Raw genomic sequence first — 25,892 nt, 5'->3', positions numbered from 1 at the left:
AGGGAGTATCGACGGTGCTCGAAGAGGTCGAACGCTGGCTGACCAGGCGCTCCTGGTCGGCCGCCGACCACCCGCCGGCGAGCGTGCGGGCCGCCGCGACCGGTACGGGCGTCAGCGTCGTCCTACCGGCCCTCAACGAGGCCGCGACCGTCGGGGACATCGTCGCGACGATCCGGCGCGAGCTGATGGAGCGCGTTCCGCTGGTGGACGAGCTGGTCGTGATCGACTCGGGCTCCACGGACGCCACCGCCGAGGTCGCCCGCCGCGCGGGCGCCCGCGTCGTCCACCGCGACGCGATCCTGCCCCGCCTCCCCGCCGTCCCCGGCAAGGGCGAGGTGCTGTGGCGGTCGCTCCTGGTGACCAGCGGCGACATCCTGTGCTTCATCGACGCGGACCTGAAGGACTTCTCGGCCGACTTCGTCTCCGGCATCGTCGGCCCGCTGCTCGCCCGCCCCGAGGTGCAGTTCGTCAAGGCGATGTACGACCGGCCGCTCGGCGAGCTGCCCGGCCAGGGCGGCCGCGTCACCGAGCTGGTGGCCCGCCCCCTGCTGAACCTGCACTGGCCGCTCCTCGCCGGCTTCGTCCAGCCGCTGGGCGGCGAGTACGCCGTACGCCGCTCGCTCCTGGAGCGGCTGCCGTTCCCGGTCGGTTACGGGGTCGAGCTCGGCCTGCTCGTGGACGCGCTGCACACCGTGGGTCTCGACGCCCTCGCGCAGGTGGACGTCGGCGTCCGCGTCCACCGCCACCAGGACGGCCAGGCGCTCGGTCGGATGGCTGCCGCGATCTACCGCACCGCGCAGGTGCGGCTCTCCCGGGGCCATCTGGTGCGGCCCGCGCTGACCCAGTTCGAACGGGGACCGGACGGGTTCGTTCCGCACACCTACCCGGTGGACACGCAGGAGAGGCCGCCCATGTGCGAGATCGAGGAGTACGTGACACGCCACGCGGCCTGATCACGACCCCATCCCGTCCGACTTCGTACGTTTGGGCGGATCGGGTTCGGGCTAGATTCCGGCCATGGTCTCCGAGCACGCCCCCCAGCCCGCTGCCCAGGTCCTCGTCGCGTCCAACCGCGGCCCCGTCTCGTACGCCCTGGGCGACGACGGCACCCTCGAAGCGAAACGGGGCGGAGGCGGACTCGTCTCCGGCCTCAGCGCCGTCGACGACAAGATGTGGGTCTGCGCCGCCCTCGGCGACGGCGACCGCGAGGCGGTGCGCCGAGGGGTCGGCGAGCCGGGCGTCCGGATGCTCGACATCGACGCCGGGGTGCACGCCGACGCGTACAACGGCATCGCCAACTCCGTGCTGTGGTTCGTCCACCACATGCTCTACCAGACGCCCGTCGAGCCCGTCTTCGACGCGGAGTTCCGCAGGCAGTGGGCCTCCTTCGAGACGTACAACCGCGCCTTCGCCGAGGCGCTGGCCGAGGAGGCGGGCGAGGGCGCGGCGGTCCTCGTGCAGGACTACCACCTCTCGCTGGTCCCCGGCATGCTCCGCGAGCTCCGCCCCGACCTGCGGATCGGCCACTTCTCGCACACCCCGTGGGCCCCCGTCGACTACTTCCGGCTGCTCCCCGACGACATCGCCGAACAGCTGCTGCGCGGCATCCTCGGCGCCGACCGCGCCGCCTTCCTGACCCGCCGCTGGGCGGACGCCTTCATCGGCTGCTGCACGGAGATCCTGGGCGGCACCGGCCACACCCGCGTCGGCGTCCACGGCCTGGGCGCCGACGCCGGATTCCTGCGGAGCCGCGCGCACGAGGCGGACGTGGACGAACGGATGGCGGCCCTGCGCGAGCAGATCGGGCCCGACCGGAAGACCATCGTCCGGGTCGACCGCACGGAGCTGTCCAAGAACATCGTCCGGGGCCTCCACGCCTACCGCACCCTGCTGGACGAACGCCCCGAGTGGCGCGAACGCGTCGTGCACGTCGCCTTCGCCTACCCCTCGCGCCAGGACCTCGCGGTCTACCGGGAGTACACCGCGGAGGTCCAGCAGGTCGCCGACGCGATCAACAAGACGTACGGCACGGCCGCCTGGACCCCGGTCGTCCTGCACGTCAAGGACGACTTCGCCCGCTCGCTCGCCGCGTACCGGCTGGCCGACGTCGCCCTCGTCAACCCGATCCGCGACGGCATGAACCTGGTCGCCAAGGAGGTCCCGGTCGTCTCCGACGAGGGCTGCGCACTGGTCCTGTCGCGGGAGGCCGGCGCGTACGAGGAGCTGGGCGAGCACGCCTTCACGGTCAACCCGTACGACGTCTCCGCGACGGCCGACGCGCTGCACGAGGCGCTGACGCTCCCGGACGACGTGCGGGCCGCCCGCACGGAGCGCCTGGCCGAGGCGGCCACCGCGCTGCCGCCGCAGCAGTGGTTCCTGGACCAGCTGGAGGCGCTGCGCCGCGGTTAGCCGAGCCGGCCGGCGAGTTCCCGCAGGTACTCCACGACCGCGGCCGGCCCCGGCAGGGCGAGGTCGGCGCGGTCGGCGAGCTCCGGCACCTCGGCGCTCCCGCTGCAGACGAGCAGGCCGGGGACGGGGTCCGCCTCGTCCGTGCGCAGCTTCTCCACGGCCGCGAACGCGGCGAGGTCGCCCAGGTCGTCGCCCGCGTACAGCACGGACGTGGCGCCGATCTCGCGCACGTACTCGGTGAGCGCGACGCCCTTGTCCATGCCCGGCGGGCGCAGCTCCAGGACCAGCCGCCCCGGTTCGACGATCAGCCCGTGCAGCGCGGCCAGCTCGCCGAGGGGCCCGCGCAGCGCGTCGAACGCGGCCTGCGGGTCGGCGGCGCGGCGGGTGTGCACGGCGAGGGCGCGGCCCTTGTCCTCGGTCCAGGTCTCCCCCTGGAGGCCGGACTCCGCCAGCACGCCGGGGAGTTCCGCGCGCACGGCGCCGACGCCGGGGTGCGGGGCGGGGGCGTGCACGGTCCCGGTCACGGCGTCCCAGCGCTCGGCCCCGTAGTGCCCGAGCACGACGAGGTGGTCGAGCCCTTCGACCCCGGCGACCCCGGCGTACCGCACGGCGACGTCGGCGGGCCGCCCGGTGATCACGGCCACGGACGCGACCTTCGGCGCGAGGGCGGCGAGCGCCGCCACGGCTCCGGGGTGCGCCCGCGCCTGCTCCGGGTCCGGCACGATGTCCGCCAGCGTCCCGTCGAAGTCGAGCGCGACGAGGGCCTCGGCCGGCCGGGCGAGGATGGCGTCGAGTCCGGTGCGGCCTGCGGGGGTGTGTGGAGGGGTGCCCATGCGGTGAGCGTAGCGCCGCCGCGTTGCCGATGCGGGGGCGCTGCCCCGTACCCCCGCTGCTCAATCGCCGCAGGGGCTTGATTTCCGCCTCCGCCGCAGGCGCGGCGCAGGGCACGCGCCCCTACCGCCTCCCCCGCCGGGCCTCCCGTACCCGCCGAAGGCGATTCACCGTCACCGGGTCCTCCTCCAGCGCCCGCCGGTCATCCAGCAACGCGTTGAGCAGTTGGTAGTACCGCGTCGGCGACAGCCCGAGCCGCTCCCGGATCGCCCGCTCCTTCGCCCCCGCCCCCGCCCACGACTGCCGCTCCACCGCCAGCACCGCGCGATCGCGGTCGGACAGCGGCGCGGACTCGGCAGGGCCGTTCGGGGGGTGGGCGGTCATATCAGCCAATATATGGCGCGCCCCGCCCCCGTGGAACGCGGAGGCTACTCCGCCGCCTCCGCCTGCGTCGCGTCCCGCGATATCCGCTCCAGCACGCTCTGCGGGTTCGCCCCCGGCTGCACCGCCTTGCCGATGTTCGCCTTGATCGACTCGCTCGCCGCCGCCCAGGACGTCTTGCCGAACGGGTAGAACTCCGACTCCGGCAGCGCCGCCAGGAACTGGTGCAGCGGCTTGTACTTGGCGTCGTCCTCCATCGCGGCGGACGCACTGCCCGTGACCGGCAGCATGTCGTACATGTCGGCGAACTCGATCACGTTCTTGTCGGTGAACAGGAAGTCGAAGAACTTGCCGATCTCGACCCGGTGATCGTTCTGCTTGAATCCCATGATCCAGTCGGCGACGCCCATGGACCCGGCGGTGGGGCCGTGCTCGCCGGGCAGCGGGACCATGCCGACCTCGACGCCCTGCTTCTGCGCCTCGTCCATCAGCGTGGGGTGGCCGTTGAGCATGCCGACCTTCCCCTTCGAAAACTCCTCGAACGCCTTCGCGCGGTTCAGCTTGCCGGGGGCGACCGGGCCGACGAGGCCCTTGTCCACGAGGTTCGACTTCAGCCAGTCGAACGTCTTGGCGTTCTCCTCGGAGGCGATGTCGTACGAGCCGACCTCGTCGGTGTAGCCGCCGCCCCCGCTGAGCATCCACATCAGGGTCTCGGCCTGGGACTCCTCCGGACCGAGCGGCAGCGCGAAGGGGTAGGACACCCCGCGCTGCTTGAGCGCGGCGGCGTCGGAGGCTATGTCGCTCCAGGTCCTGGGGGCGTCGAGGCCGGCCTGCGAGAAGAGCTTCTTGTTGTAGAAGAGCAGCCGGGTGGAGGCGACGAACGGCAGCCCGTACTGGATGCGGTTGACCTGCCCCGCGTCGATGAGCTTCGGCAGGAAGTTGGCCTGGGTCGGGATGCTCAGCATGTCGTCGGCCGAGTAGAGCTTCCCGGCCTTCGCGTAGTCCGCGTAGGCGCCGATCTGCGCGATGTCGGGGGCCTTGCCGTCCTTGACCATCTTGGCGACCTCGCGGTCGACGTCGGTCCAGGGCAGGACGGTCACGTCGACCTTGATGCCGGGGTGGGACGCCTCGAAGCTGCGGGCGATGCCGTCCCAGTACTTGTCGGACTTGTTCGCCGCGCTCGTGCCGTAGTCGGCCGCGACCAGCTTCAGCGTCACATCGCCGGAGCCTCCGTCCGCGCCGCAGCCCGACAGCGTCGCCGTCATCCCCAGTACGGCCACAGCCGCCGTCAGTCCCAAGTAACGCCGCTGCACAGCTCTGCCCATCCTCGTCGATCGCACTGCCCGCGGCTCCCGCTTCTGTGCGGAGCGCTCCGGGTGAGCTGCGATTTTGCCCGCCACCGGCATAGAGGTCTACACCACGGAGGTATCGCTTCCACAACGCAGCAGCATTGCACGGGGCCGGTGGCGACTGCTAAGTAAGTCTCGACGCACGGGCCTTATTGGTCCAGACCTTTAGCCGACGGCGCGTCAGTTCTCGTACCGGTCCACCCCGTCGCGTCCGACCCGCCCAGCCCGAGGAGCCGCTCCGCATGTCGCGTACCGCATCCGAGATTGCCACCCAGCCCAGCTGCTGGCGGCGCGCCGCACAGGCGGGCGCGGAGTTCGAGGGGCTGCCGAAGCCGGGCGAGCGCGTCGCCGTCACAGGCTGCGGCACCTCGTGGTTCATGGCCATCGCGTACGCGGCCCTGCGGGAGGCCGCGGGGCAGGGCGAGACCGACGCGTACGCCTCCTCGGAGTTCCCGGTGGACCGGCCGTACGACCGGGTGGTCGCGATCACCCGCTCCGGCACGACGAGCGAGGTGCTGGCCCTCCTGCGCGAGCTGCGCGGCAGGACCGCGACCGTCGCGCTGACCGGCGACCCGCGGACGCCCGTCATGGAGGCCGCCGACGCGGTCGCGGTGCTGGACTGGGCGGACGAGGAGTCAGTGGTCCAGACCCGCTTCGCGACGACCGCGCTCGCCTTCCTGCGGGCGGGCCTGGAGGCGGCCGGTCCGCTTCCGGCCGGCGTGAAGACGGTCGCCGAGGCGGCCGTCGACGCGGAGCTGGCGGTGACCGAGCCGCTGGACGAGGCGGTGGTCGCGGCCGAGCAGTGGACGTTCCTGGGGCGCGGCTGGACCTACGGCCTCGCCCAGGAGGCCGGGCTGAAGATGCGCGAGGCGGCCGGCGCCTGGACCGAGTCGTACCCGGCGATGGAGTACCGCCACGGCCCGATCGCGATCACCGGCCCGAACCGGGTGGCCTGGGTCTTCGGCGCGCTGCCCGAAGGGCTGGCCGGCGAGGTCGCGGCGGTCGGCGGGACGCTCGTCGCCAACGGGACGGCGGACCCGATGGCCGACCTGATCCGCGCGCAGCGGCTCGCGGTGGCCCTGGCCGAGTCGAAGGGGTACGACCCCGACCACCCCCGGAACCTGACACGCAGCGTGATCCTGCCGGAGTAGCCCCTTTCCTGGCCGGAACCGGGGGCCGGACCGGAACCGGGCAGGCGCCGAGCCGTTCCCGGGCGGCCTTCTCCACAAACCGGGCCGTTCCCCGTAACCGGTCCCGGGATTTTGTATGGGTGCGCAACAAACAGCACTAGTGGACTAGACCTTTTGGGGTCGCTCGGGCGAAACTGTTTCCCGTGAAACACGTCATCGCCCTCGATGTGGGCGGCACCGGAATGAAGGCCGCACTGGTCGGGGCCGACGGCGCCCTGCTCCACGAGGCACGGCGCGCGACCGGCAGGGAGCGCGGGCCCGACGCCGTCGTGGAGTCGATCCTCGCCTTCGCCGGCGACCTGCGCGCATACGGCGAGGAGCACTTCGGCGAGAGCGCCGTCGCGGCCGGTGTCGCCGTGCCCGGCATCGTGGACGCGGCGAAGGGGGTCGCCGTCTACGCGGCGAACCTGGGCTGGCGCGACGTACCCATGCGCCGGCTGCTCGGCGAACGGCTCGGCGGGGTGCCCGTGGCGCTCGGCCACGACGTCCGCACCGGCGGGCTCGCCGAGGGCCGGATCGGCGCCGGCCGGGGCGCCGACCGCTTCCTCTTCATCCCGCTCGGCACCGGGATCGCCGGAGCCATCGGCATCGCCGGCGCGATCGAGGAGGGCGCCCACGGCTACGCGGGCGAGATCGGCCACATCGTGATCCGGCCGGACGGCCCGGACTGCGGCTGCGGCCAGCGCGGCTGCCTGGAGACCCTGGCCTCCGCCTCCGCCGTCAGCCGCGCCTGGGCGGCCGCGTCCGGCGACCCGGAGGCGGACGCCGCCGACTGCGCCAAGGCCGTCGAATCCGGCGACCCGAAGGCCGCCGAGGTCTGGCAGAACGCCGTCGACGCGCTCGCCGCCGGACTCGTCACCGCGCTCACCCTGCTGGACCCGCGCACGCTCATCATCGGTGGCGGGCTCGCCGAGGCCGGGGAAACCTTGTTCACACCACTCCGTGCGGCCGTCGAGGAACGCGTCACGTTCCAGAAGCTGCCCCACATCGTCCCGGCGGCCCTCGGGGACACCGCCGGATGCCTGGGCGCAGGGCTGCTCGCCTGGGATCTACTCTCCACGGAGGTATCCGCCTGATGGCCGGACGCGCAGACAGCACCGTTCTCGCAGGGGCCCGGGTGGTAATGCCCACCGGCACCGTGGAGGACGGCCGGGTGACCGTCGAAGGCACCCGTATCTCCGGCACCCAGGCCGAGAACGCCCCGGTCGTGGACCTTTCCGGCCACTGGATCGTCCCGGGCTTCGTGGACATGCACAACCACGGCGGCGGCGGCGCCTCCTTCACCTCCGGCACCGTGGACGAGGTCCTGACCGGTGTCCGCACCCACCGCGAGCACGGCACCACCACCCTCGTGGCCTCCACGGTCACCGGCGAGATGGACTTCCTCGCCGAGCGCGCCGGCATCCTCTCGGAACTCGTCGAACAGGGCGACCTCGCGGGCATCCACTTCGAGGGCCCCTTCATCTCCCCCTGCCGCAAGGGCGCCCACAGCGAGGCCCTGCTGCGCCACCCGGACCCGGCCGAGGTCCGCAAGCTGATGGACGCCGCGCGCGGCACCGCGAAGATGTTCACCCTCGCGACCGAGCTGCCCGGCGGCATCGAGTCCGTACGGCTGCTCGCCGAGCACGGCGTCATCGCGGCCATCGGCCACACCGACGCCACGTACGAGCAGACCGTCGAGGCGATCGACGCCGGCGCCACCGTCGCCACGCACCTCTACAACGCGATGCCCGCCATCGGACACCGCGCGCCCGGCCCGATCACCGCGCTCCTGGAGGACGAGCGGATCACCGTCGAGCTGATCAACGACGGCACGCACCTGCACCCGGCCGCGCTCGGACTGGCCTACCACCACGCGGGCGCCGGCCGCGTCGCCCTCATCACCGACGCCATGGACGCCGCCGGCTTCGGGGACGGCCGCTACCAGCTCGGCCCGCTCGCCGTGAACGTCGAGGACGGCGTCGCCCGGCTGGTCGAGGGCAACTCCATCGCCGGCTCCACCCTCACCCTGGACACCGCTTTCCACCGCGCCGTGACCATCGACCGCATCCCCGTCGAGGACGTCGTCACGTCCATCTCCGCCAACCCGGCACGGCTCCTCGGCCTCTACGACACGGTCGGCTCACTGGAGCCCGGCAAGGACGCCGACCTGGTCGTTCTGGACGAGGACTTCCGGCTCAAGGGCGTCATGCGCAAGGGCGAGTGGATCGTGCGCCCCGACGCCGCGACGCGCTGACCCGCACGTAACGAAGAGACGGCGGTTGGCCCCGAGGTCTGGGCCAACCGCCCCCTCTTTGGCATGATCGCCTGGGAAACCAGCACGGAAAGCGCGTTCCGGCAAGGAATCAGCGCGCAGCACGGACCGAACGCGAAAGGGCGGCCGCGGTGATCCTCACGGTCACGCTGAACACGGCACTCGACCTCACCTACTCCGTCCCCGCCCTCGTACCGCACTCCAGCCACCGGGTCACCGACCTCTCCGAGCGCCCCGGCGGCAAGGGCCTCAACGTCGCCCGCGTCCTCACCGCCCTCGGCCACGACACCGTCGTCACCGGCTTCGCCGGCGGCGCCACCGGGACCGTCCTGCGCGACCTGCTCGCCGCGCTCCCCCGGCAGAGCGCCACCCTCACCGACGCGCTCGTCCCCGTCTCCGGCGACACCCGCCGCACCCTCGCCGTGGCCGACGCGGCCACCGGCGACACCACCCAGTTCAACGAGGCGGGACCGCACGTCACCGCCGGCGAATGGGCCGCCTTCCTCGACGCGTACGCCGGTCTGCTGAAGACCGCCGACGCCGTCGCCCTGTGCGGCAGCCTCCCGCCCGGCATCCACGTCGGCGCGTACGCGGAACTCGTCCGGCTCGCCCGTAACGCCGGCGTCCCCGTCCTCCTGGACACCAGCGGCGAACCGCTGCGCCGGGGCATCGCCGCCCGCCCCGACCTGATCAAGCCGAACGCCGACGAGCTCGCCCAGCTCACCGGCTCCCGCGAGCCCCTGCGCGCCACCCGCGACGCCCGCCGCCGCGGCGCCCACGGCGTCATCGCCTCGCTCGGCCCGGACGGCATGCTCGCCGTCACCCCGGACGGCGTCTGGCGGGCCTCGCCGCCCGCGCCCGTCAGGGGCAACCCGACCGGAGCGGGCGACTCCGCCGTGGCCGGGCTGCTCTCCGGCCTCGTGGAGGCCCTGAGCTGGCCGGACCGGCTGCGCCGGGCGGTGGCACTGTCGACGGCGACCGTGCTGGCCCCCACCGCGGGCGACTTCGACCGCACGGCGTACGAGGAGCTGCTGCCGCGCGTCGCCATCGAGGAACACGCAGCGGGGGCGGCCTGAGCGCCGTGCCCGCCCCGCACCGGGCCCGCCCCTCGGGCCCGGAGAAACACAACAGAGGTCAGCAATGCCGCTCGTCAGCACCGGTGAACTCGTCTCGGCCGCCCAGGCCCGGGGACGCGGGATCGCCGCCTTCAACGTCATCACCCTGGAACACGCGGAGGCCATCGCCACCGGCGCCGAACGGGCCGGCGCGCCCGCCATCCTCCAGGTCTCCGAGAACGCCGTGAAGTTCCACGGCGGCCGGCTCACCGCCATAGCCGCGGCCGCCGCCGCGGTCGCCCGGACCTCCTCCGCGCCGCTCGCCCTGCACCTCGACCACGTCGAGTCCGTGGACCTGCTCCACCAGGCCCACGACGAGGGCTTCGGCTCCGTGATGTTCGACGCGTCCAAGCTCTCCTACGAGGACAACGTCCGGGCCACCGCCGAGGCCGTCGCCTGGGGCCACGAGCGCGGCATCTGGATCGAGGCCGAGCTCGGCAAGGTCGGCGGCAAGGAGGGCGAGGCCCCGCTCGACGCCCACGCCCCCGGCGTCCGCACCGACCCGGACGAGGCCGCCGCGTACGTCGCCGCGACCGGCGTGGACGCCCTCGCCGTCGCGGTCGGCTCTTCGCACGCCATGACCGAGCGCACCGCGGCCCTCGACCACGAGCTGATCGGCCGGCTCCGCGCCGCCGTCCCCGTCCCGCTCGTCCTGCACGGCTCCAGCGGCGTCCCGGACGACGAGATCCGCCAGGCCGTCGCCGCCTCCGGCATGGTCAAGATCAACGTCGGCACCGCCCTGAACACCGCGTTCACCGGCGCCGTCCGCGCCCACCTGGCCGAGAACACCACGGGCGTCGACCCCCGCAAGTACATCGCCCCCGGCCGCGAGGCCATGGCCGCGACGGTCGCCGCCTTCCTCGCCCTGATGGGCTGAGCCGACCCGGGAAACGCACCGGCCCCCTCGCCCGGAAGCGAGGGGGCCGGAAAGTCGTACGCCGTACGGTCAGCGGGTCTGGTGACCGGCCTTCAGCGACAGCTGGTCCAGGTTGGCGTCGCACTGGTCGCCCTCGTTGCACGAGATCATCAGCGTGTTCTGGCCCTTGACGAGGTTGACGTAGGCGTACGTCGTCGTCCAGCCCTTCTCCAGATCGCCCTCGGGGGCGTGCGCGAAGTTCTCCATGTTGATGGAGCGCGGGTCCTCGGAGTTGACCGTCAGCGAGGTCTTGGCGTCCTTGCCCGGCACGCCGTACGTCACGAACAGCGTGTACTCACCGGCCTCCGGCACCTCGACCGTCCAGGTCGCCGACCGGCCCACCTCGTTGAGGTTGATGTACTGCCCGTTCGCGCTCTTGGCGCCCTTCACGGAGTTGTCGAGCTGCGCCGAGCCGCCCAGGTGGAGCGAGGCCGCGTCCTGCTTCGGGAGCTCCACCGGGGCCGACGAGCTCGGGGAGGTCTCGGGGGTCGGAGACTGCTCGACCTGCTTGCCCGGGCCCTCGGAGGCCGTCGCCTCGGCCTTCTTGTCCTTGTCGCCGTCGCTCGTCATCAGCGCCGCGCCGATGCCGATGAGCACCACCGCGACGACCGCGACCGCCGCGATCAGCAGGCCCTTGGTGTTCGGGCCGCCCTTGCCGGAACCGCCGCGCCCGCCCTGCTGCGGCACCTGCGTGGTGGCCGCGCCGCCGGGATACGTCTCGGGAGCGGCGTACTGCGGGTTCGGCCGGCCGTACGCGCCGTTCTGCCCGTTCGGCCGGCCCTGGGGCGCCTGGGGCGGGTAGCCGTACGCCTGCTGCGGCGGCACCTGCTGCCCGTACTGCCGCTCGCCGACGGTCCGCACCTGGTTGTACGAGGTCCTGGGCACACCCGGCTGGGCGGCGGGACCCGGGTAGCCGTAGCCACCCTGCCCCGGGGGCTGCGCACCGGCCGCCTGCCCGTCCGCGTAGAGGTAGCCGAACGGATCGTCGTCCTCGGGTGTGCTCGCGCCGTTGTTCCCGGCCATCCCTGGGTCACTCCTCACCATGTCGCCAGCCGTCGCCGAATAGCGCCGGCCCTCGCCGACCGGCCGAGCCTACCTCGAATGGACGATGTCAAGGATGGACGAGGACCTCGGCGGGAACCCGGACGGGGACACGCGGAAGAACGTCAGCCTGCCCTGCGGTGAACCTTCGACCGCGACCGCTTCTCCACGTACATCCGCTGGTCGGCGGAGCGCAGGACCTCTTCCGCGGTCATCCCGCAGGCCGCCCAGCCGATGCCGAAACTCGCCCCCACACGCACCGCGCGCCCGTCGACCCGAATGGGAGGAATGATCGCATTTCGCAGGCGAACGGCCAGGTCAGCGGCGTCCGCCGCGCCCAGGCCGTCCGCGAGGACGACGAATTCGTCACCCCCGAGCCGGGCGACGGTGTCCCCGTCCCGGACACAGGTGGTCAGCCGCCGGGCCACCTCGATGAGCACCGCGTCACCCGTGTGGTGCCCGAAGCGGTCGTTGATCGACTTGAAGCCGTCCAGGTCGCAGAAGAGGACCGCGAGCCCCTTCGCCCCGTCGTCCCGCGACGTGTCCGGAGCCACCGCGTGCACATGGTGGTCGAACGGGTGCGCCCCCTGACCGGCGACCGGGTAGTGCCCCCGCGTCTCGTCCACGTCCCCGTACGCCGCGTCCAGCGCCTCGACGTCGGTCGTCGCCGCCGCGTCCGGGCGGGCGCACAGCCGGGCGCCGAGCCGGGTCCGCAGCTCCGCGCTGTTGGGCAGACCGGTGAGCGCGTCGTGCGAGGCGCGGTGGGCGAGGTTCAGCTCATGGCGCTTGCGCTCCTCGATGTCCTCGACGTGCGTCAGCAGGAAGCGCGGCCCGTCCGCCGTGTCCGCGACGACGGAGTTGCGCAGCGACACCCACAGGTACGAGCCGTCCCGCCGCCCCAGGCGCAGCTCGGCCCGGCCGCCCTCGGCGGAGGTACGGAGCAGGGTGCCGATGTCCTCGGGGTGGACCAGGTCGGCGAAGGAGTAGCGGCGCAGCACCGACGCGGGGCGGCCCAGCAGCCGGCACAGCGCGTCGTTCGTCCGCAGCAGCCGCCCCTGCTGGTCGCCGCCCAGCTCGGCGATCGCCATGCCGCTGGGGGCGTACTCGAATGCCTGGCGGAAGGATTCCTCACTGGCCCGGAGCGCCTGCTGCTCGCGCTCCAGCCGGACCAGGGCCCGCTGCATGTTGGCCCGGAGCCGGGCGTTGCTGATCGCGATGGCGGACTGGGAGGCGTACATGTGGAGCGCCTCCCGTCCCCAGGCGCCCGGGCGGCGTCCGTTGCGCGGCCGGTCGACGGATATGACCCCCAGGAGGTCCGAGCCGCCGCCGGACGCGTACATCGGCGCGTACAGCCGGTCCTGCGGGTGCCACTCGTCCTCGAAGCGTGGCTCGGGGCCCTCCGTGTGCCACTGCGGGACGTCGTCGTCGAGGAGGACCCAGCCCTCGGTGTGCGGTATGAACCGCAGCCCGTCCCACGCCTCTCCCATGAGGAGCCGGCGCTCCCAGGAGGCGCGGGAGCCGACCCGGCCGGTGATCAGGGCCTCGGCGGCGTGGTTCCCGGCGAGGGCGGCGACGACGAGGTCGCCGTCGGGGCGGACGAGGTTGACGCAGGCGAGCTCGTAGCCGAGATTGGCGACGATCCCGTCGGCCACGGTCTGCAGTGTGTCGGCCAGGCTCCGCGCCGTGTTGAGATCGGCGACGGCCTGGTGCAGCTGCCGCATCGTCGCGAGACGGACGTAGGGCTCCGACTCGGCGTCCATCGCTCGCACTCCCCGAGACCTCGACAGCACTCCAGAATTCATATCGACGTACGTGACGTACTTACTGCAGTGTCACGGCCACTGAATCACAGCGAGCTGTGCACCCGGTACACAGGGTCAGCAAATATTGCACTCTGTGACTCAAGTCACAAACGAGCGGGAAGAGGTCATGGCAGGTCAGAGCGGTGGTGGAACCAGGCAACCCCGGGCCCTGTCGTCCTCTCCCGTCGGCCGCCCGGAGGGCGGGCGGGGCGGCGTCAGGTCCTAGGACCCGGCTGGTCCCCTGGCCCGATGCGGGCGGCCCGGACGCGCGGCTAGCGTTCCCGGTGTGTTGCAGACGAAGCCCCCCACCCCGCGTACCGAACCCGTCCCCCATGCTGAGGGGGTGAGCAACGAAGAGTTCCGTGCCGCCCTGTCCCGGCTGGCGGCCGGCGTGGTGCTGGTCACCGCCCAGGAGCCGCCGCTCGACGAGGAGGGGCGCGGCGAGGACGTCGGCATGACCGCGACCGCCTTCATGTCCGTGTCCCTGGACCCGCCGCTGGTCATGGTCAGCCTGCGCAACGACTCCCGGATGGACGACCTGCTGGCGGAGCAGCCGCTGTGGGCGGTGTCCGTGCTGGCGGAGAGCCAGCGGCACATCGCGGGCCGGTTCGCGATGAAGGGCCGGATCAGCGACCGGCTGCTCTTCGAGGACATCCCGTACGTACGCGGCGAGGTCACCGGTGCGCCGCTGGCGGGCGGCGCGCTCGCGACGCTGGAGTGCCGCACGGAGCAGCGGGTGGTCGCGGGCGACCACACCCTGGTGATCGGCCGGGTACTGGCGGCGCGGGTGCCGAGCGGGGACGGCGGACCGCTGACGTACTTCCGGGGCACGTACCGGCAGCTGGGCTGAGCCGAGCCGCCGGAACGCCCGCGGGGCCGGGCCGGGGCCGGGGCGAGCGCGCCGGACAGCCCACGGAGCCGGACCCCGGAGCGCGCTACCAGTCCCGCCCCGAGCGGCCCTTCTTCGTATCGCTGCGCTGTTTCTTCTCGCGCAGCCGGCGTTCGTTGATCCCGCGGGGGACCTTCTTCTTCACGCGCGGCCTGGGCGGCGGGGCGGACGCCTCCGCCAGGAGCGCCGCGAGGCGTACGGCGGCCGTCTCGCGGTTGCGCCACTGCGAGCGGTGCTCGGAGGCGCGTACCGCGATCACCCCGCCGGTCAGCCGGCCCGCCAGCCTTTCCAGCGCGCGTTCCTTCCACACCTCGGGCAGCGCCTCGGTGGCCGCGAGGTCGAAGCGCAGTTCGACCTGCGAGTCGCTGGTGTTGACGTGCTGGCCGCCCGGCCCGGAGGACCGCGAGAAACGCCACATCAGCTCGGCCTCCGGCAGGGAGACCGAACCGCGGATGACATAGGGCCCGGACATGACACCCATGTTCCCCGCCCCACCAGCTGTTCGTCACCTCTTTTTGCGGCGCCCCGGCCCCCTTCGGCAAAGAAAGTAAAGGCGGGCGGAACCTCGCGGTCCCCTGTCGGCGTTATGACCTGTGACGGTAGCTTCGTGACCGCGAAGCCCGCACCGACAGATGAAAGGGACTTCCCATGGCAGTAAGCCTGTCCAAGGGCGGCAACGTCTCCCTCACCAAGGAGGCCCCCGGCCTCACCGCCGTCACGGTCGGCCTCGGCTGGGACGTCCGTACCACCACCGGCACCGACTTCGACCTCGACGCCTCGGCGATCGCGGTCAACACGGCCGGCAAGGTCTACTCCGACGCCCACTTCGTCTTCTTCAACAACAAGGCGACCCCGGACCAGACCATCGTGCACACCGGCGACAACGTCACGGGTGCGGGCGAGGGCGACGACGAGCAGATCAACGTCAACCTGGCGGGTCTGCCGGCCGACATCGACAAGATCGTCTTCCCGGTCTCCATCTACGACGCCGAGACCCGCAGCCAGAACTTCGGCCAGGTGCGCAACGCGTACATCCGCATCCTCAACCAGGCCGGCGGCGCCGAGATCGCCCGCTACGACCTGAGCGAGGACGCCGCCACCGAGACCGCCATGGTCTTCGGCGAGCTGTACCGCAACGGCGCCGACTGGAAGTTCCGCGCCGTGGGCCAGGGCTACGCCTCCGGCCTGCGCGGCATCGCCCAGGACTTCGGCGTCAGCCTCTGACGCCCAGCTAGGGCCTGTCCGGCGGATCAGGGTCGGACAGGGCGCGACGTCTGGCGCGGTGCATCGCAAGGCGCCGGAGCGTCCTGATAGCGGAGCTATTCGGGCGTTTCGGCAACGCCGCGAGGTGCCGTGCCAGACGCCGCGACCCCGGCCATGATCCGCCAGACAGGCCCGAACCCTTACGAGGAGCCCCCGGCCGAACGTCCTGCGGCCGGGGGCTCCCGTATGTCCGGAGGTCCGGTCATGACCGGACGAAGGCCGCCGGATAACAGACATGACAGCGCCTCAGCCGGACAAGAACTGGTCAAGGAAATGCGAGGCATTTGTTGGTACACCGTCAATAATGCCGATTCGGTGGCAGGCTCCCGGCTCGTAACCCCCCACAAAACGAGCAACGGAGTTCGCATGACCCCCCATGCGGACGACGACGACACCTGGGGCGACGGCACCGGCAACGACCGCCAGACCGCCGCCGTCCTCCACCACCGACTACGCGGGCGCCCGCACCGCCACCGAAAAGGCGGCGACCGACCTCTACGGCGCGACAGCGCCGAGCTCAAGGCCGTCGACGCGGCCTGGAGCGGCGTCAACGTGAAGTAGCCCGTACGCGGGAGCGGAAGCGGGAGCCGGTCAGCCGTCCGCGGCGGGCCGGCTCCCGCCGTACAGCCACGCCTTCCACAGGTCCGACAGGTCCTGGCCCGTCTCCTCCTCCACGTACGCCGTGAAGTCCGCCGTCGACGCGTTGCGGTGCCGGTACTTCTTCGTCCAGCCCCGCAAGAGCGCGAAGAACTCCTCGTCGTCGTCCACCGCCTCGCGGATCTTGTGGATGACCATCGCCCCGCGGCCGTACACCGGATCGTCCGAGACGGACGCGGCGGACGGCGGATCGGCGGGCGGGAAGGCCCAGTTGTCCTCGTCCTCGTAGGCGTCGTCGAACGACTCCTCGGCCGGGGTGTCCTCCTTCTCCTCCTCCCACAGCCACTCCGCGTACGTCGCCAGGCCCTCGTTCAGCCACATGTCGCGCCAGCTCTCCGGCGTGACCGAGTCGCCGAACCACTGGTGCGCCATCTCGTGGACGAGCAGCCCGACGCTCGGCGGTCCGGGGAAGAACGGCCGGGTCTGCGTCTCCAGCGCGTACCCCGCGTCGTCCTCTCGGTCCACGATCGCGCCCGTCGCGGAGAACGGATACGGACCGAAGTGCTCCGCCTCCCACGCCACGACCTCCGGGACCCGGGCGACCGTCCGCGCGCTCGCCTTCGCCACCTCCGGGTCCACGGCCGTGAACACCGTGACGCCCCCGGCCATCGTGGACGTCTTCGTCTCGAACCGCCCGACGGCCAGCGTCGCGAGATAGCTCGCCATCGGCTCGGCGGTGTGCCAGCGGAAGGTGGTGCGGCCCTTCTCCGTGACCGGCGAACCCGCCATCACCCCGTTGGAGACCGCCGTGAGCCCTTTCGGCACGGTGACCGTCAGGTCGTACGCGGCTTTGTCGCTCGGGTGGTGGTTCCCCGGGAACCAGGCCGCCGAACCGGTCGGCTCACCGAGGGCCAGCGCCCCGTCGTCGGTCGGCAGCCAGCCCTCCTCGGACTCGTCCGGGTCGGTGATCGTCTTCGGCGATCCGGAGTAGCGCACGACGGCCCGGAACGTCTCGCCCTTCCGCAGCCGGTCCTCGACCTTCGCGTCCGTACGGAGCGTCAGCTCGTTGCCCGCGCGGTTCACGGCGGCCGGACGCCCCTCCACGGTCGCCGACTCCACGGTCAGCCCGGCCAGGTCCAGATTGAACGAGCTGAGGTCCTGCGTGGCCCGCGCGGTGATCTCGGCCGTCCCGCGCACGGTCTGCTCGTCCGGGTCCACGTCGAGCGTGAGGGCGTAGTGCGTGACGTCGTAGCCCCCGTTGCCCAGCTTCGGAAAGTACGGATCGCGCACACCGGACGCGCCCGGCTTCCCCTCGACCCCGCCGGAGCAGGCGGGCGCCAGGAGGGCGAGGGCGAGCAGGGGGAGGGCGGCGCGGGCCGCCCTGCGGCGTACCGGAGTTCGATGATCCACACGGATGATCCTATGTGCGGAATGTCGTAATCCGGAGGTGGTGCGGCGGGCTCACAGCACCGCGATCCCCAGCGGCCGTTCGCCCGCCGCCAGCCGGACGGGAGGGGTCTTCCCGTCGAGGGCGACGACCGTGATGCCGTTCCCGTAGCCGCCCCGGGTGAAGCCTGCCGTGACGTACGCCGTACGGCCGTCCCGCGACACGGCGACGTCCTCGTGCGGACCGTCCAGCTTCACGACGCGCTCGGAGCCGTCCGGCTTACGGATCGTCAACGACGCCTCCTCGTCGTCGGAGGTGATCGGGCCGGTGCCGACGACGAGCAGGGTGCCGCCGGGGGTGAGCGCCGCGCCGTGCTGGTGGGTGTCGGCCGTCATCCGCTCGACGGCCGCCTTCCCGGTGCGCGGGTCGAGGACCGCGAGCCGCTCGCCCTCGAACGGCAGCAGCAGCTTCCCGTCGGACGGCCGGACCACCGCGTGGTGCGGCTTCAGCCAGGACCCGAGCCCTGGCGGTGGGCGCGGGGGCCTGCGCGGCGGGCGAGGTGCCGGGGGACGCGGGCGCGTCCGTGGCCCCACAGCCGGCGAGCACGGCCGCCGCCGCGACGGCGGCCAGGAGGACGGGGAGGGGGCGGCGGGCGCGGCCCCGGCCCGCGGGCGCTCACCGCGTGCCCCCGCTGTCCGGCGCCTCCGCGCTCCCCGCGCCCCGCAGCAGCGCCGCGATTCCCGCGAACCCGCGCCGCTCCGCGTGCTCCAGCGCCGTCACCCCGTCGCCGTCCGCCAGCCCCGGCGTCGCGCCCGCCGCGAGCAGCAGCTCCACGATCTCCAGGTGCGCCCGGCCGCCGTCACCGAGGATCACGGCCTCCAGCAGGGCCGTCCAGCCCAGCCGGTTGACGTGGTCCACGTCGATGTCGGTGACCCGCAGCAGCTCCCGTACGTACGCGACATGGCCGCGCTCGCTCGCCGGGATCAGCGCGATCCCGCCGAACCGGTTGCGCAGCTTCAGGTCGGGACCGGCCGGGAGCAGGGCGTGCAGCATCTCCACGCTTCCCGTGACACCGGTGGCCAGCCACGGGCTCTCCTCGCGCCGGTCCCGCGCGTCCGGGTCGGCGCCCGCCGCGACGAGCAGCCGGGCGGCCTCGACGTGGTCCCCGTGGACGGCCAGGAGCAGCGGGGTGCGCGCCTCCGCGTCGCGTGCGTCGACCCGGGCGCCGCCCTCGATCGCGGTCCGCACTCCGTCGGTGTCGCCGGTGCGCGCGGCGTCGAGCAGCCGGTGATCGAGGGCGTTCATGTCCGTCTCCCGGGGATGTGCGCGTGCGTACTACTTGGCGAGGGCGGCGACGCCGGCCTGCGCGAACTTCTCGTCCAGGTCGCCGCTGGGCGCGCCCGCGACGCCGATGCCCGCCACCGGGGCGCCCTTGACCTGCACGGGGGCGCCGCCCGCGAGGAACAGCGTGCCAGGGATGTCCTTCAGGTTCGGGGCCTGGGCGAGCCGCTTGGCCAGCTCGGAGGTCGGGGCGTTCCACGACACGGCGGTGTACGCCTTCTTCTCGGCCGACTCGTACGCCTGCGGGCCCGAGCCGTCGCCGCGCAGGGTCAGGATCGTGTTGCCGTTGCGGTCGACCACCGAGACCGCGACGCGCTGGTTCTCCTTCTTCGCCGCGTCCAGGGCGGCCTTCGCGGCCTTCGTCGCGGCGTCGAGCGTCAGGTGCGTCGTCTGCTGGAGGTTGCGGTGCGCGGTGTCCGCCGTGACGGTGGTCGCGGGAGCGGCGGCCGGGGTGGACGCGTTCGCGGACATCGCGCCGAACGTGCCCGCCCCGAGGGCGGCGGCGACGGCACCGGTCAGGACACGGGTGCGCAGCGACATCTTCTTCATCAAGGGCTCCTCAGCGGGGGCGGAAGCGGGTGGTTCCCGCGTCCTGTCGTCCATCGTTGGCCCACAACCGCCTCCGGACGGTCGTCGTACCGGCTCGACCCGGCGCCCGGGACGGCCGACGTCCCCATCGGCCGATCGGTTGATGCGCCCGCGTCCGTACGAGGTGACGATGGAATGTCCACGCAGGTCAGCGGGGTCCGGTCCGGGACCGGAGAACAGGAGTACGAGGTGGAGCAGGCGTACGAGGACGGGCCCCGGCCCGTGCCGGAGCGGGACGCCGACGACGGGGACACCCGCCCGCTCGCCCTGCTCATGCACGCCGCGTTCTTCCTGCTGCTCGGCGCCTCGCTCGCCCGGTTCCTGCTGCGGCACCCCGGGGAGGCCCGCACCCCGTGGATCATCGGGCTGTCCATCGCCCTGGCCGCCCTCTACGTCCTCGGGCCCGTGCTCGGCTCACGGCCGACCCCTCGCAGCCTCGTCTGGCTCGGCGCGCTGGTCGCCGTGTGGATGGTCGTGGTCGTCCTCGCGCCCAGCTTCGCGTGGTGCGCGGTGCCGCTCTTCTACACCGGGCTGCGCATCCTGCCGCCCCGCGCCGCGTACGCCCTCGTCGCCCTGCTCACCCTCTTCGTCGTCGCCGCGCAGCTCCGCCTCGCCCACGGCTTCGACCCCAACCTCGTCCTCGCCCCGCCCGCCGTCGCCGCCGTCGCCACCGCGGTGTTCGTCCACATGCGGCGCCAGGCCGCACGCCAGAGCCGGCTCATCGACGACCTGCTCCGCACCCGCCGCGAACTCGCCGCCACCGAACGCCGCGAAGGCACCCTCGCCGAACGCCAGCGGCTGTCCGCGGAGATCCACGACACCCTCGCCCAGGGCCTGTCCAGCCAGCAGATGCTCCTCCAGGCCGCCGACCGCACCTGGGACACCGACCCGGCCGCCGCCCGACGCCACGTCCGTACCGCCGAAGGCATCGCCGAACGCAACCTCGCCGAGGCCCGCCGCTTCGTCCACGACCTGGCCCCCGCCGACCTGGCCGAGGGCGGCGGCCTCGACGCGGCCCTGCACGCCCTCGCCGCCCGCGAAACCGCCCAGGCGCAAGGCGGGCTCACCGTCCGCTGCCACATCGAGGGCGCCCCGCCCACCATCCTGCCCGACCGCACCCGGTCCGCCCTGCTGCGGATCGCCCAGGGCGCCCTGGCCAACGTCACCGAACACGCGGGCGCCACCGAGGCCGCCCTCACGCTCACGCACCTGGACGACCGCACCGTCCTCGACATCGCCGACAACGGCCGCGGCTTCACACCCACCGCCACGGCCCCCGGCGGGGTGCGCGGCCACGGACTCCCCGCCATGCGCGCCCGGCTCCACCAGCTCGGCGGCACCCTCACCATCGAATCGGCCCCCGGCGAAGGCACCGTCGTCACCGCCACCGTGCCGGTCGCCCCCACACCCCGGCACCCCACACACCAGGACCCCGCATGAGCGCCGACCGCGCCGCCGACCGCATCCGCATCCTGCTCTGCGACGACCACGCCGTCGTACGCGCCGGGCTCCTCGCCCTCCTCGGCAGCGAACCCGACATCGAGGTCATCGGCGAGGCGGGCAGCGGCGAGGAAGCCGTCGCGCTCGCCGCCCGGCTCACCCCCGACGTCGTCCTGATGGACCTCCAGCTCGGCACCGGCATCGACGGCGCCGAGGCGACCCGCCGCATCGCGGCCGGCCCCGGCACCCACGTCCTCGTCCTCACCACGTACGACACCGACGCCGACATCACGCGCGCCATCGAGGCCGGCGCCACCGGCTACCTGCTCAAGGCCGAACGCCCCGAGGAGCTGTTCGCCGCCATCCGCTCCGCCGCCCAGGGCCGCACCACACTCTCGCCGCCCGTCGCCAGCCGCGTGATGGCCCGCATGCGCGCGCCCCGCCCCACCCTCACCGACCGCGAACGCGACATCCTCGGTCAGCTCTCCCGGGGTCTCGGCAACCGGGAGATCGCCCGCGCCCTGTTCATCAGCGAGGCCACGGTCAAGACGCACCTCGGCCGCATCTACGACAAGCTCGGCGTGGACACCCGCGCGGGCGCCGTCGCCGTCGCCAAGGAGCAGCGCCTGCTGCCGTAACGGACGACACGCCGGGCATGACACCATCGAACCGTGCTCGACATCGGCTACTCCCTCTCCCGCCGCTTCCCCGACCCCCCGCAGACCGACTACCGCCGCGCGGACGTCCACGCGCTGCGGCACGACCTGTTCTCCGGAGACGTCTACCTCGCGGACACCAAGGAGGACCGCGAAGTATCCACAGCCTGGGGATGGGTGCCGGTGCTCGACTTCGCCTGGGCGCTGTGCGACATCGTGGAACGGATCGACCAGGACCCGCGCGGCAGCCGCTCGCACCGCCGCCAGCAGGCCGAACTCGACTTCACCGAGTCCACCGACCGCATGCTCTTCGAGCGCCGCTTCGGCTGGGTCGACATCGAGGCAGACTGGATGGACCCCGAGGAACCGCCGCTCACCTTCAGCCACTCCCTCCTGCGCCGCGAAGCCCGCGACTTCCTGCACGACCTGATCGCCGACCTGGCCGACATGCACGAGGGCCTGGCCGACAACCCGGCCGTCTGGGACCTCCAGGCCCGCTTCCCCCGCCTCTGACCCCGGCCCGGCCGCCCCCTCACACCTCCACCCGCACCCCGATCTGCGCCGCGAACGCCGGCGCCAGCTCCATCAGCTGGACCGGGCTGATCACCGCACCCGCCAGCCGCTCCACCCCCCGCGCGATGTCCAGCTCCGCGACCGCCCGCAGATCCACCGCCTCCATCCGCGCCGCGCTGAAGTCCGCCCGCCTCAGCACACAGTCCCGGAACTCCACCCGCCTCAGCCGCGCACCCCCGAAATCAGGCTCCGCCAGCACACAGCCCTCGAAGACGACGTCCGTCAGCCGGGCCTCCCGCAGATTCAGGTAATCGATCTTCCCGCCCCGCACGAGCACCCGCTCCAGCACCGCGCCGTGCAACTGCGTCCCGCCCAGCCGCGCGTCCACCACCTCCACGTCCCGCAGCGACGCCTCCGCGAGATCGGTGCCCACCCCCCGTACCCCCGTCAGCACCGAATCGATGAACCGCGCCCGCACCAGCTCCGCCCGGTCCAGGGCGCAGCCCTCCAGCGCGCAGTCCATGAACCTCGCACCCCGCCCCGACGCGTCCGCCAGATCCACCGACGCCCCGAACCGCACCCCGTCGTAATCCCCGTCCGGTTCGAGCCCGCCCTCCTCGAACTCCACCAGCGACGGCAACCGCACCTCCGGCCGCCGCGCCGCCTTCACACCACCGCTCCGACCACCAGCACGCACCATGCCCCCATCGTGACGCACGCCACTGACAACACCCCGCCCACGCTTGACCTCAACCCCGCTTGAGGTCACAGGCTGGGGCCACCAGAACGCACACCGCTCCGGGGGACCCCACCATGCACGCCGTACGCCTCCACGCCTTCGGCCCCGCCGAGAACCTCACCTACGAACACACCGACGCCCCCCGACCCGGCCCCGGCCAGGTCCGCATCGCCGTCCGCGCCGCCGGCGTCCACCTCATCGACACCACGCTGCGCCAGGGCCTCCCCGGCCCCTTCCCGCCCGCCGCACTGCCCACCGTCCCGGGCCGCGAAGTCGCCGGCACCGTCGACGCGCTCGGCGAAGGCACCGACCCGGCCTGGCTCGGCCGCGACGTCGTCGCCCACCTCGGCAACGTCCCCGGCGGCTACGCCGAACTCGCCGTCAGCGACACCGACCGGCTCCACCGCGTACCCCGAGGACTCGGCCATGCGGAAGCCGTCGCCATGATCGGAACCGGCCGCACCGCCCTCGGCATCCTCGACTTCACCCCTCTCGGCCCCGACTCCCTCGTTCTCGTCACCGCCGCCGCCGGAGGCATCGGCACCCTGATCGTCCAGTACGCCAAGAACGCCGGAGCCACCGTCATCGGCCTCGCCGGAGGCCCCGCCAAGACCGCCCGGGCCCTGGACAACGGCGCCGACCTCGCCGTCGACTACACCCGCCCCGACTGGCCCCACCACGTCCGCACCCACCTGGACGCACTCGGCCGCCGCGCCACCGTCGTCTACGACTCCGTCGGCTCCATCACCGCCCACGCCGCCGTCGACCTCCTCGGCAAGGGCGGACAGCACGTCATCTACGGCCGGTCCGGCAACGGCCGCCCCTACTCCCCCACCGACGACGAACTCCACGCACGCGGCATCACCTCCCAGAACGTCCTCGGCCCCGCCCTGTTCCACAAGGGCGGCGGACCACGCGCGCTCGAAACCCGCGCCCTCGCCGAAGCCGCCGCCGGCCGCCTGCGCCCCGCGATCCAGACCTACCCGCTCGCCCGCGCCGCCGACGCCCACCGCGACCTGGAGACCCGGGGCACCCTCGGCAAGGTGGTCCTCATCCCCTGACGAGGGACCCGGCCCGCCTCACGCCCCGCCCAGCTCCGCCAGCGCCCCGTCGGTCAGCCGGTACACCGTCCACTCGTCCTGCGGACGCGCGCCCAGCGACTCGTAGAACGCGATCGACGGGGCGTTCCAGTTCAGCACCGACCACTCCAGGCGCTCGTAACCCCGCTCCACACAGATCCGCGCCAGCTCCGTCAGCAGCGCCTTCCCATGCCCGCCGCCGCGCCGCTCAGGGCGTACGTACAGGTCTTCCAGATAGATCCCGTGCACCCCGCGCCAGGTCGAGAAGTTCAGGAACCAGAGCGCGAAACCGACGACCTCGCCGTCCTCGTCCGACTCGGCGATGTGCGCGAACGCGGCGGGCCGCTCCCCGAACAGCGCCTCGTGCAACTGCTCCTCCGTCGCCCGCACCTCGTGCAGCGCCTTCTCGTAATCGGCCAGCTCACACACCATGGCGTGGATGACGGGGACATCGGCGGGAGCAGCGGTACGAATCATGGGGGGCAGCGTAAACAACGCCCTTCCGACGCCTACCCCCGGCCCAGCACCACCCGTGCGATCTCCGCCAGTTCCGGCGCCGGCCGCCGTGCACCGCCCTCCACCGACCAGCGCACGTTCTGGAGCACCCGCCCCAGCGTCCACGCCGCCGCCCGCTCCCGGTCGAGCCCCAGCGCCCCGGTCAGCGCATCGAACCGCTTCCCCACCGCACCCGCGTCGAACCTGTTCACCAGCGCGGGCAGCAGCTCGAACCCCGCGTCCCCCACCAGGGGCTTCGGATCGATGGCCACCCACCCCGCCCCGCCCTCCGCCGCCAGCACGTTCCCGTAGTGCAGGTCCCAGTGCAGCAACCGGTCCCCCGGCTCCCCCGCCACCTCACGCACCGCCGCCGCACAGTCCCGTACGAGCCCCCGCTCCTCCTCGTCCGCCAGCCCCGCCACGACGTCCGGGGCTGCGGCCAGCATCCGGGAAGCCGCCTCCCCGAGCCCCCGCAGCCCGTGCCCGGCCCCAGGACGCACCGCCGTCAGCTCCGCCAGCAGTCCGGCGATCACCCGGACCGCCCGGTCCGCGTCCGGCTCGCCCTCCAGCGAACGGCTTCCGTCCAGCCGCTCCAGGAGCATCGCCCCGGTCACCGGATCGTGCTCCAGCAACCGCACCGCCCCGGCCCCCGCCGCACCCCACAGCCGCAGCGCGACCGGCTCCCCCGCCGTCTCCGCGTCCACCGGCTGCAACTTCAGCACCGCCCGCCGCCCGTCCCCCAGCCGCACCACCGGCAGGACCAGCGCGCACACCCCGTGCATCGCCGCACCGTCCCGGCGCAGCCCCCACCGCTCCAGGAACTCCGCCGCCATCCCCGGCAGCGCGGCCACGAACGCCCGGCCCGCCTCCCCGTTGTATGCGGACTGAGTGGCGATGAGCGCATCCGGAATGTCGATCACACCCCCGATCGTAGGGGCGTGCGTCAATCGGGCATGCCCTCCGGCCACCCAGCACGGCCCTACGCCACGCCTGCCTCGTGGCTCCACGCCCTCCGCTCCTGGATCCGCAGCGCCCCCGGCACCTACCTCTGGCTGACCGCCCTCTTCGTCACCACGGTGATCGTCCACCAGATGTCACCGGCCTTCGAGGAGGAGTTCCTGCGCCGGCAATCCACCAACATCCACGAGCTGTCCCAGAACCCGGTGCGCACCCTCATCACCAGCGCCTTCTGGATCGACGGCGGCACGTGGCTCCCCTACGCCGTCCTCTACACCGTCTTCCACGCCCCCGCCGAACGCCGCCTCGGCACCCCGCGCTGGCTCACCGTCGCCGCCACCGCCCACGTCCTCGCCACCCTCGTCAGCGAGTCCGTCCTCGCCTGGGCCATCCGCCACGGCCACGCCCCGCTCTCCGCCGCCCACACCCTCGACATCGGCGTCAGCTACGCCCTCGCCGGCGTGGTCGCGGTCCTCACCTCCTACGTCCCCCGCCCTTGGCGCCCCGTCTACCTCTTCGCGGTCCTGGTGATCTACACGGTGCCGCTGATCACCAACCCGACCTTCACGGACATCGGCCACCTGACAGCGGCCCTGACCGGACTGGGGTGCTACCCGCTGACGCGGCGCGGGACATAAAAAAACCAGGCCAGTGGGACGC

26 protein-coding genes and 2 pseudogenes are annotated in these 25,892 nt (G+C 72.9%); 15 read left to right on the top strand and 13 right to left on the bottom strand.

Going from position 1 to position 25,892, the window contains the following annotated elements:
• Positions 1 to 14 precede the first annotated feature (14 nt).
• Complete coding sequence (locus tag ACLQ2N_RS22720; RefSeq protein ID WP_425815852.1) at positions 15 to 953, top strand: glucosyl-3-phosphoglycerate synthase; 939 nt, start codon at positions 15 to 17, stop codon at positions 951 to 953.
• Positions 954 to 1,017: 64 nt separating this feature from the next.
• On the top strand, positions 1,018 to 2,409 hold the full coding sequence (locus ACLQ2N_RS22715) for an alpha,alpha-trehalose-phosphate synthase (UDP-forming) (RefSeq protein ID WP_425815850.1): 1,392 nt from the start codon (positions 1,018 to 1,020) through the stop codon (positions 2,407 to 2,409).
• Here the strand turns inward: ACLQ2N_RS22715 and otsB are convergent.
• The 3 genes from otsB to ACLQ2N_RS22700 all read right to left on the bottom strand — a co-directional run bounded on the left by otsB (position 2,406) and on the right by ACLQ2N_RS22700 (position 4,946).
• On the bottom strand, positions 2,406 to 3,242 hold the full coding sequence (gene otsB, locus ACLQ2N_RS22710; RefSeq protein WP_425815848.1) for a trehalose-phosphatase: 837 nt from the start codon (positions 3,240 to 3,242) through the stop codon (positions 2,406 to 2,408). The two genes, ACLQ2N_RS22715 and otsB, sit on opposite strands and share 4 nt — an antisense overlap.
• 121 nt (positions 3,243 to 3,363) lie before the next feature.
• Positions 3,364 to 3,624, bottom strand: a complete 261-nt coding sequence (locus ACLQ2N_RS22705; protein WP_164401777.1) for a DUF3263 domain-containing protein — start codon at positions 3,622 to 3,624, stop codon at positions 3,364 to 3,366.
• Between the two features lie 44 nt (positions 3,625 to 3,668).
• Complete coding sequence (locus ACLQ2N_RS22700) at positions 3,669 to 4,946, bottom strand: ABC transporter substrate-binding protein (RefSeq protein ID WP_425815846.1); 1,278 nt, start codon at positions 4,944 to 4,946, stop codon at positions 3,669 to 3,671.
• A gap of 266 nt (positions 4,947 to 5,212) precedes the next feature.
• Here ACLQ2N_RS22700 and ACLQ2N_RS22695 point away from each other — a divergent pair, with 266 nt between their 5' ends.
• From ACLQ2N_RS22695 to ACLQ2N_RS22675, 5 genes are all read left to right on the top strand, one after another.
• Positions 5,213 to 6,121 (top strand): SIS domain-containing protein, encoded by a 909-nt coding sequence (locus tag ACLQ2N_RS22695; RefSeq protein ID WP_425815844.1) that lies wholly within the window; start codon positions 5,213 to 5,215, stop codon positions 6,119 to 6,121.
• A gap of 221 nt (positions 6,122 to 6,342) precedes the next feature.
• A complete protein-coding gene (locus tag ACLQ2N_RS22690; protein WP_425816269.1) occupies positions 6,343 to 7,236 on the top strand; it encodes an ROK family protein in 894 nt (297 codons plus the stop codon).
• On the top strand, positions 7,236 to 8,396 hold the full coding sequence (gene nagA, locus ACLQ2N_RS22685; protein ID WP_425815842.1) for an N-acetylglucosamine-6-phosphate deacetylase: 1,161 nt from the start codon (positions 7,236 to 7,238) through the stop codon (positions 8,394 to 8,396). The genes ACLQ2N_RS22690 and nagA overlap by 1 nt, the downstream gene beginning before the upstream one ends.
• A gap of 149 nt (positions 8,397 to 8,545) precedes the next feature.
• Entirely contained in the window at positions 8,546 to 9,490 is a 945-nt protein-coding gene (locus ACLQ2N_RS22680) for a 1-phosphofructokinase family hexose kinase (RefSeq protein ID WP_425815840.1), read from the top strand.
• Between the two features lie 64 nt (positions 9,491 to 9,554).
• Positions 9,555 to 10,406 (top strand): class II fructose-bisphosphate aldolase, encoded by an 852-nt coding sequence (locus ACLQ2N_RS22675; RefSeq protein ID WP_425815839.1) that lies wholly within the window; start codon positions 9,555 to 9,557, stop codon positions 10,404 to 10,406.
• A gap of 69 nt (positions 10,407 to 10,475) precedes the next feature.
• Here ACLQ2N_RS22675 and ACLQ2N_RS22670 read toward each other — a convergent pair whose 3' ends face one another.
• Positions 10,476 to 11,468: a carbohydrate-binding protein gene (locus ACLQ2N_RS22670; protein ID WP_425815837.1), complete on the bottom strand. Its 993-nt coding sequence runs from the start codon at positions 11,466 to 11,468 to the stop codon at positions 10,476 to 10,478.
• Positions 11,469 to 11,611: 143 nt separating this feature from the next.
• Positions 11,612 to 13,246 (bottom strand): diguanylate cyclase CdgB, encoded by a 1,635-nt coding sequence (gene cdgB, locus ACLQ2N_RS22665; RefSeq protein WP_425815835.1) that lies wholly within the window; start codon positions 13,244 to 13,246, stop codon positions 11,612 to 11,614.
• Between the two features lie 385 nt (positions 13,247 to 13,631).
• Here cdgB and ACLQ2N_RS22660 point away from each other — a divergent pair, with 385 nt between their 5' ends.
• Positions 13,632 to 14,138 carry a flavin reductase family protein gene (locus ACLQ2N_RS22660; RefSeq protein ID WP_425815833.1) on the top strand — a complete coding sequence of 169 codons (507 nt, stop codon included), beginning with the start codon at positions 13,632 to 13,634 and terminating at the stop codon, positions 14,136 to 14,138.
• Positions 14,139 to 14,223: 85 nt separating this feature from the next.
• Here the strand turns inward: ACLQ2N_RS22660 and arfB are convergent, their stop codons facing one another.
• On the bottom strand, positions 14,224 to 14,658 hold the full coding sequence (arfB, locus tag ACLQ2N_RS22655; protein WP_425815831.1) for an alternative ribosome rescue aminoacyl-tRNA hydrolase ArfB: 435 nt from the start codon (positions 14,656 to 14,658) through the stop codon (positions 14,224 to 14,226).
• 167 nt (positions 14,659 to 14,825) lie between these two features.
• Between arfB and ACLQ2N_RS22650 the strand changes: the two genes are divergently transcribed.
• Positions 14,826 to 15,401, top strand: a complete 576-nt coding sequence (locus tag ACLQ2N_RS22650) for a TerD family protein (RefSeq protein WP_425815829.1) — start codon at positions 14,826 to 14,828, stop codon at positions 15,399 to 15,401.
• Between the two features lie 475 nt (positions 15,402 to 15,876).
• A pseudogene (locus tag ACLQ2N_RS22645) lies at positions 15,877 to 16,001 on the top strand (M4 family metallopeptidase); the annotation flags it as partial.
• Between the two features lie 30 nt (positions 16,002 to 16,031).
• Here ACLQ2N_RS22645 and ACLQ2N_RS22640 read toward each other — a convergent pair.
• The 4 genes and pseudogenes from ACLQ2N_RS22640 to ACLQ2N_RS22625 all read right to left on the bottom strand — a co-directional run bounded on the left by ACLQ2N_RS22640 (position 16,032) and on the right by ACLQ2N_RS22625 (position 19,314).
• Complete coding sequence (locus tag ACLQ2N_RS22640) at positions 16,032 to 17,447, bottom strand: M1 family metallopeptidase (protein ID WP_425815827.1); 1,416 nt, start codon at positions 17,445 to 17,447, stop codon at positions 16,032 to 16,034.
• Positions 17,448 to 17,498: 51 nt separating this feature from the next.
• A pseudogene (locus ACLQ2N_RS22635) lies at positions 17,499 to 17,948 on the bottom strand (YncE family protein); the annotation flags it as partial.
• A gap of 151 nt (positions 17,949 to 18,099) precedes the next feature.
• Complete coding sequence (locus tag ACLQ2N_RS22630) at positions 18,100 to 18,729, bottom strand: ankyrin repeat domain-containing protein (RefSeq protein WP_425815825.1); 630 nt, start codon at positions 18,727 to 18,729, stop codon at positions 18,100 to 18,102.
• Positions 18,730 to 18,759: 30 nt separating this feature from the next.
• On the bottom strand, positions 18,760 to 19,314 hold the full coding sequence (locus ACLQ2N_RS22625) for a GlcG/HbpS family heme-binding protein (protein WP_425815823.1): 555 nt from the start codon (positions 19,312 to 19,314) through the stop codon (positions 18,760 to 18,762).
• A gap of 228 nt (positions 19,315 to 19,542) precedes the next feature.
• On the opposite strand from ACLQ2N_RS22625, the gene ACLQ2N_RS22620 reads away from it, so the two are divergent.
• From ACLQ2N_RS22620 to ACLQ2N_RS22610, 3 genes are read left to right on the top strand one after another with little or no spacing between them, the layout of a single operon-like run.
• Complete coding sequence (locus tag ACLQ2N_RS22620; RefSeq protein ID WP_425816268.1) at positions 19,543 to 20,793, top strand: sensor histidine kinase; 1,251 nt, start codon at positions 19,543 to 19,545, stop codon at positions 20,791 to 20,793.
• On the top strand, positions 20,790 to 21,431 hold the full coding sequence (locus ACLQ2N_RS22615; RefSeq protein ID WP_425815821.1) for a response regulator: 642 nt from the start codon (positions 20,790 to 20,792) through the stop codon (positions 21,429 to 21,431). Before ACLQ2N_RS22620 ends, ACLQ2N_RS22615 begins: the two co-directional genes overlap by 4 nt.
• A gap of 33 nt (positions 21,432 to 21,464) precedes the next feature.
• Entirely contained in the window at positions 21,465 to 21,962 is a 498-nt protein-coding gene (locus tag ACLQ2N_RS22610) for a hypothetical protein (protein WP_425815819.1), read from the top strand.
• 19 nt (positions 21,963 to 21,981) lie between these two features.
• Here the strand turns inward: ACLQ2N_RS22610 and ACLQ2N_RS22605 are convergent, their stop codons facing one another.
• Positions 21,982 to 22,662, bottom strand: coding sequence for a pentapeptide repeat-containing protein (locus ACLQ2N_RS22605; protein ID WP_425815817.1), 681 nt, complete (start codon positions 22,660 to 22,662; stop codon positions 21,982 to 21,984).
• Positions 22,663 to 22,775: 113 nt separating this feature from the next.
• On the opposite strand from ACLQ2N_RS22605, the gene ACLQ2N_RS22600 reads away from it, so the two are divergent.
• Positions 22,776 to 23,762 carry a zinc-binding dehydrogenase gene (locus tag ACLQ2N_RS22600; RefSeq protein WP_425815815.1) on the top strand — a complete coding sequence of 329 codons (987 nt, stop codon included), beginning with the start codon at positions 22,776 to 22,778 and terminating at the stop codon, positions 23,760 to 23,762.
• Positions 23,763 to 23,780: 18 nt separating this feature from the next.
• Here ACLQ2N_RS22600 and ACLQ2N_RS22595 read toward each other — a convergent pair whose 3' ends face one another.
• Together ACLQ2N_RS22595 and ACLQ2N_RS22590 are read right to left on the bottom strand one after the other, a co-directional pair.
• Complete coding sequence (locus ACLQ2N_RS22595; protein WP_425815813.1) at positions 23,781 to 24,257, bottom strand: GNAT family N-acetyltransferase; 477 nt, start codon at positions 24,255 to 24,257, stop codon at positions 23,781 to 23,783.
• 32 nt (positions 24,258 to 24,289) lie between these two features.
• Positions 24,290 to 25,195, bottom strand: a complete 906-nt coding sequence (locus tag ACLQ2N_RS22590) for an aminoglycoside phosphotransferase family protein (protein WP_425815811.1) — start codon at positions 25,193 to 25,195, stop codon at positions 24,290 to 24,292.
• Positions 25,196 to 25,228: 33 nt separating this feature from the next.
• Between ACLQ2N_RS22590 and ACLQ2N_RS22585 the strand changes: the two genes are divergently transcribed.
• Positions 25,229 to 25,870, top strand: coding sequence for a rhomboid-like protein (locus ACLQ2N_RS22585; RefSeq protein ID WP_425816267.1), 642 nt, complete (start codon positions 25,229 to 25,231; stop codon positions 25,868 to 25,870).
• The last annotated feature ends 22 nt before the right edge of the window (positions 25,871 to 25,892 follow it).

Source organism: Streptomyces sp. DT224 (assembly GCF_049844595.1).
In the GTDB taxonomy this organism is placed as follows: Bacteria; Actinomycetota; Actinomycetes; order Streptomycetales; family Streptomycetaceae; genus Streptomyces.
This window is presented reverse-complemented; position numbering and strand designations above follow the sequence as displayed.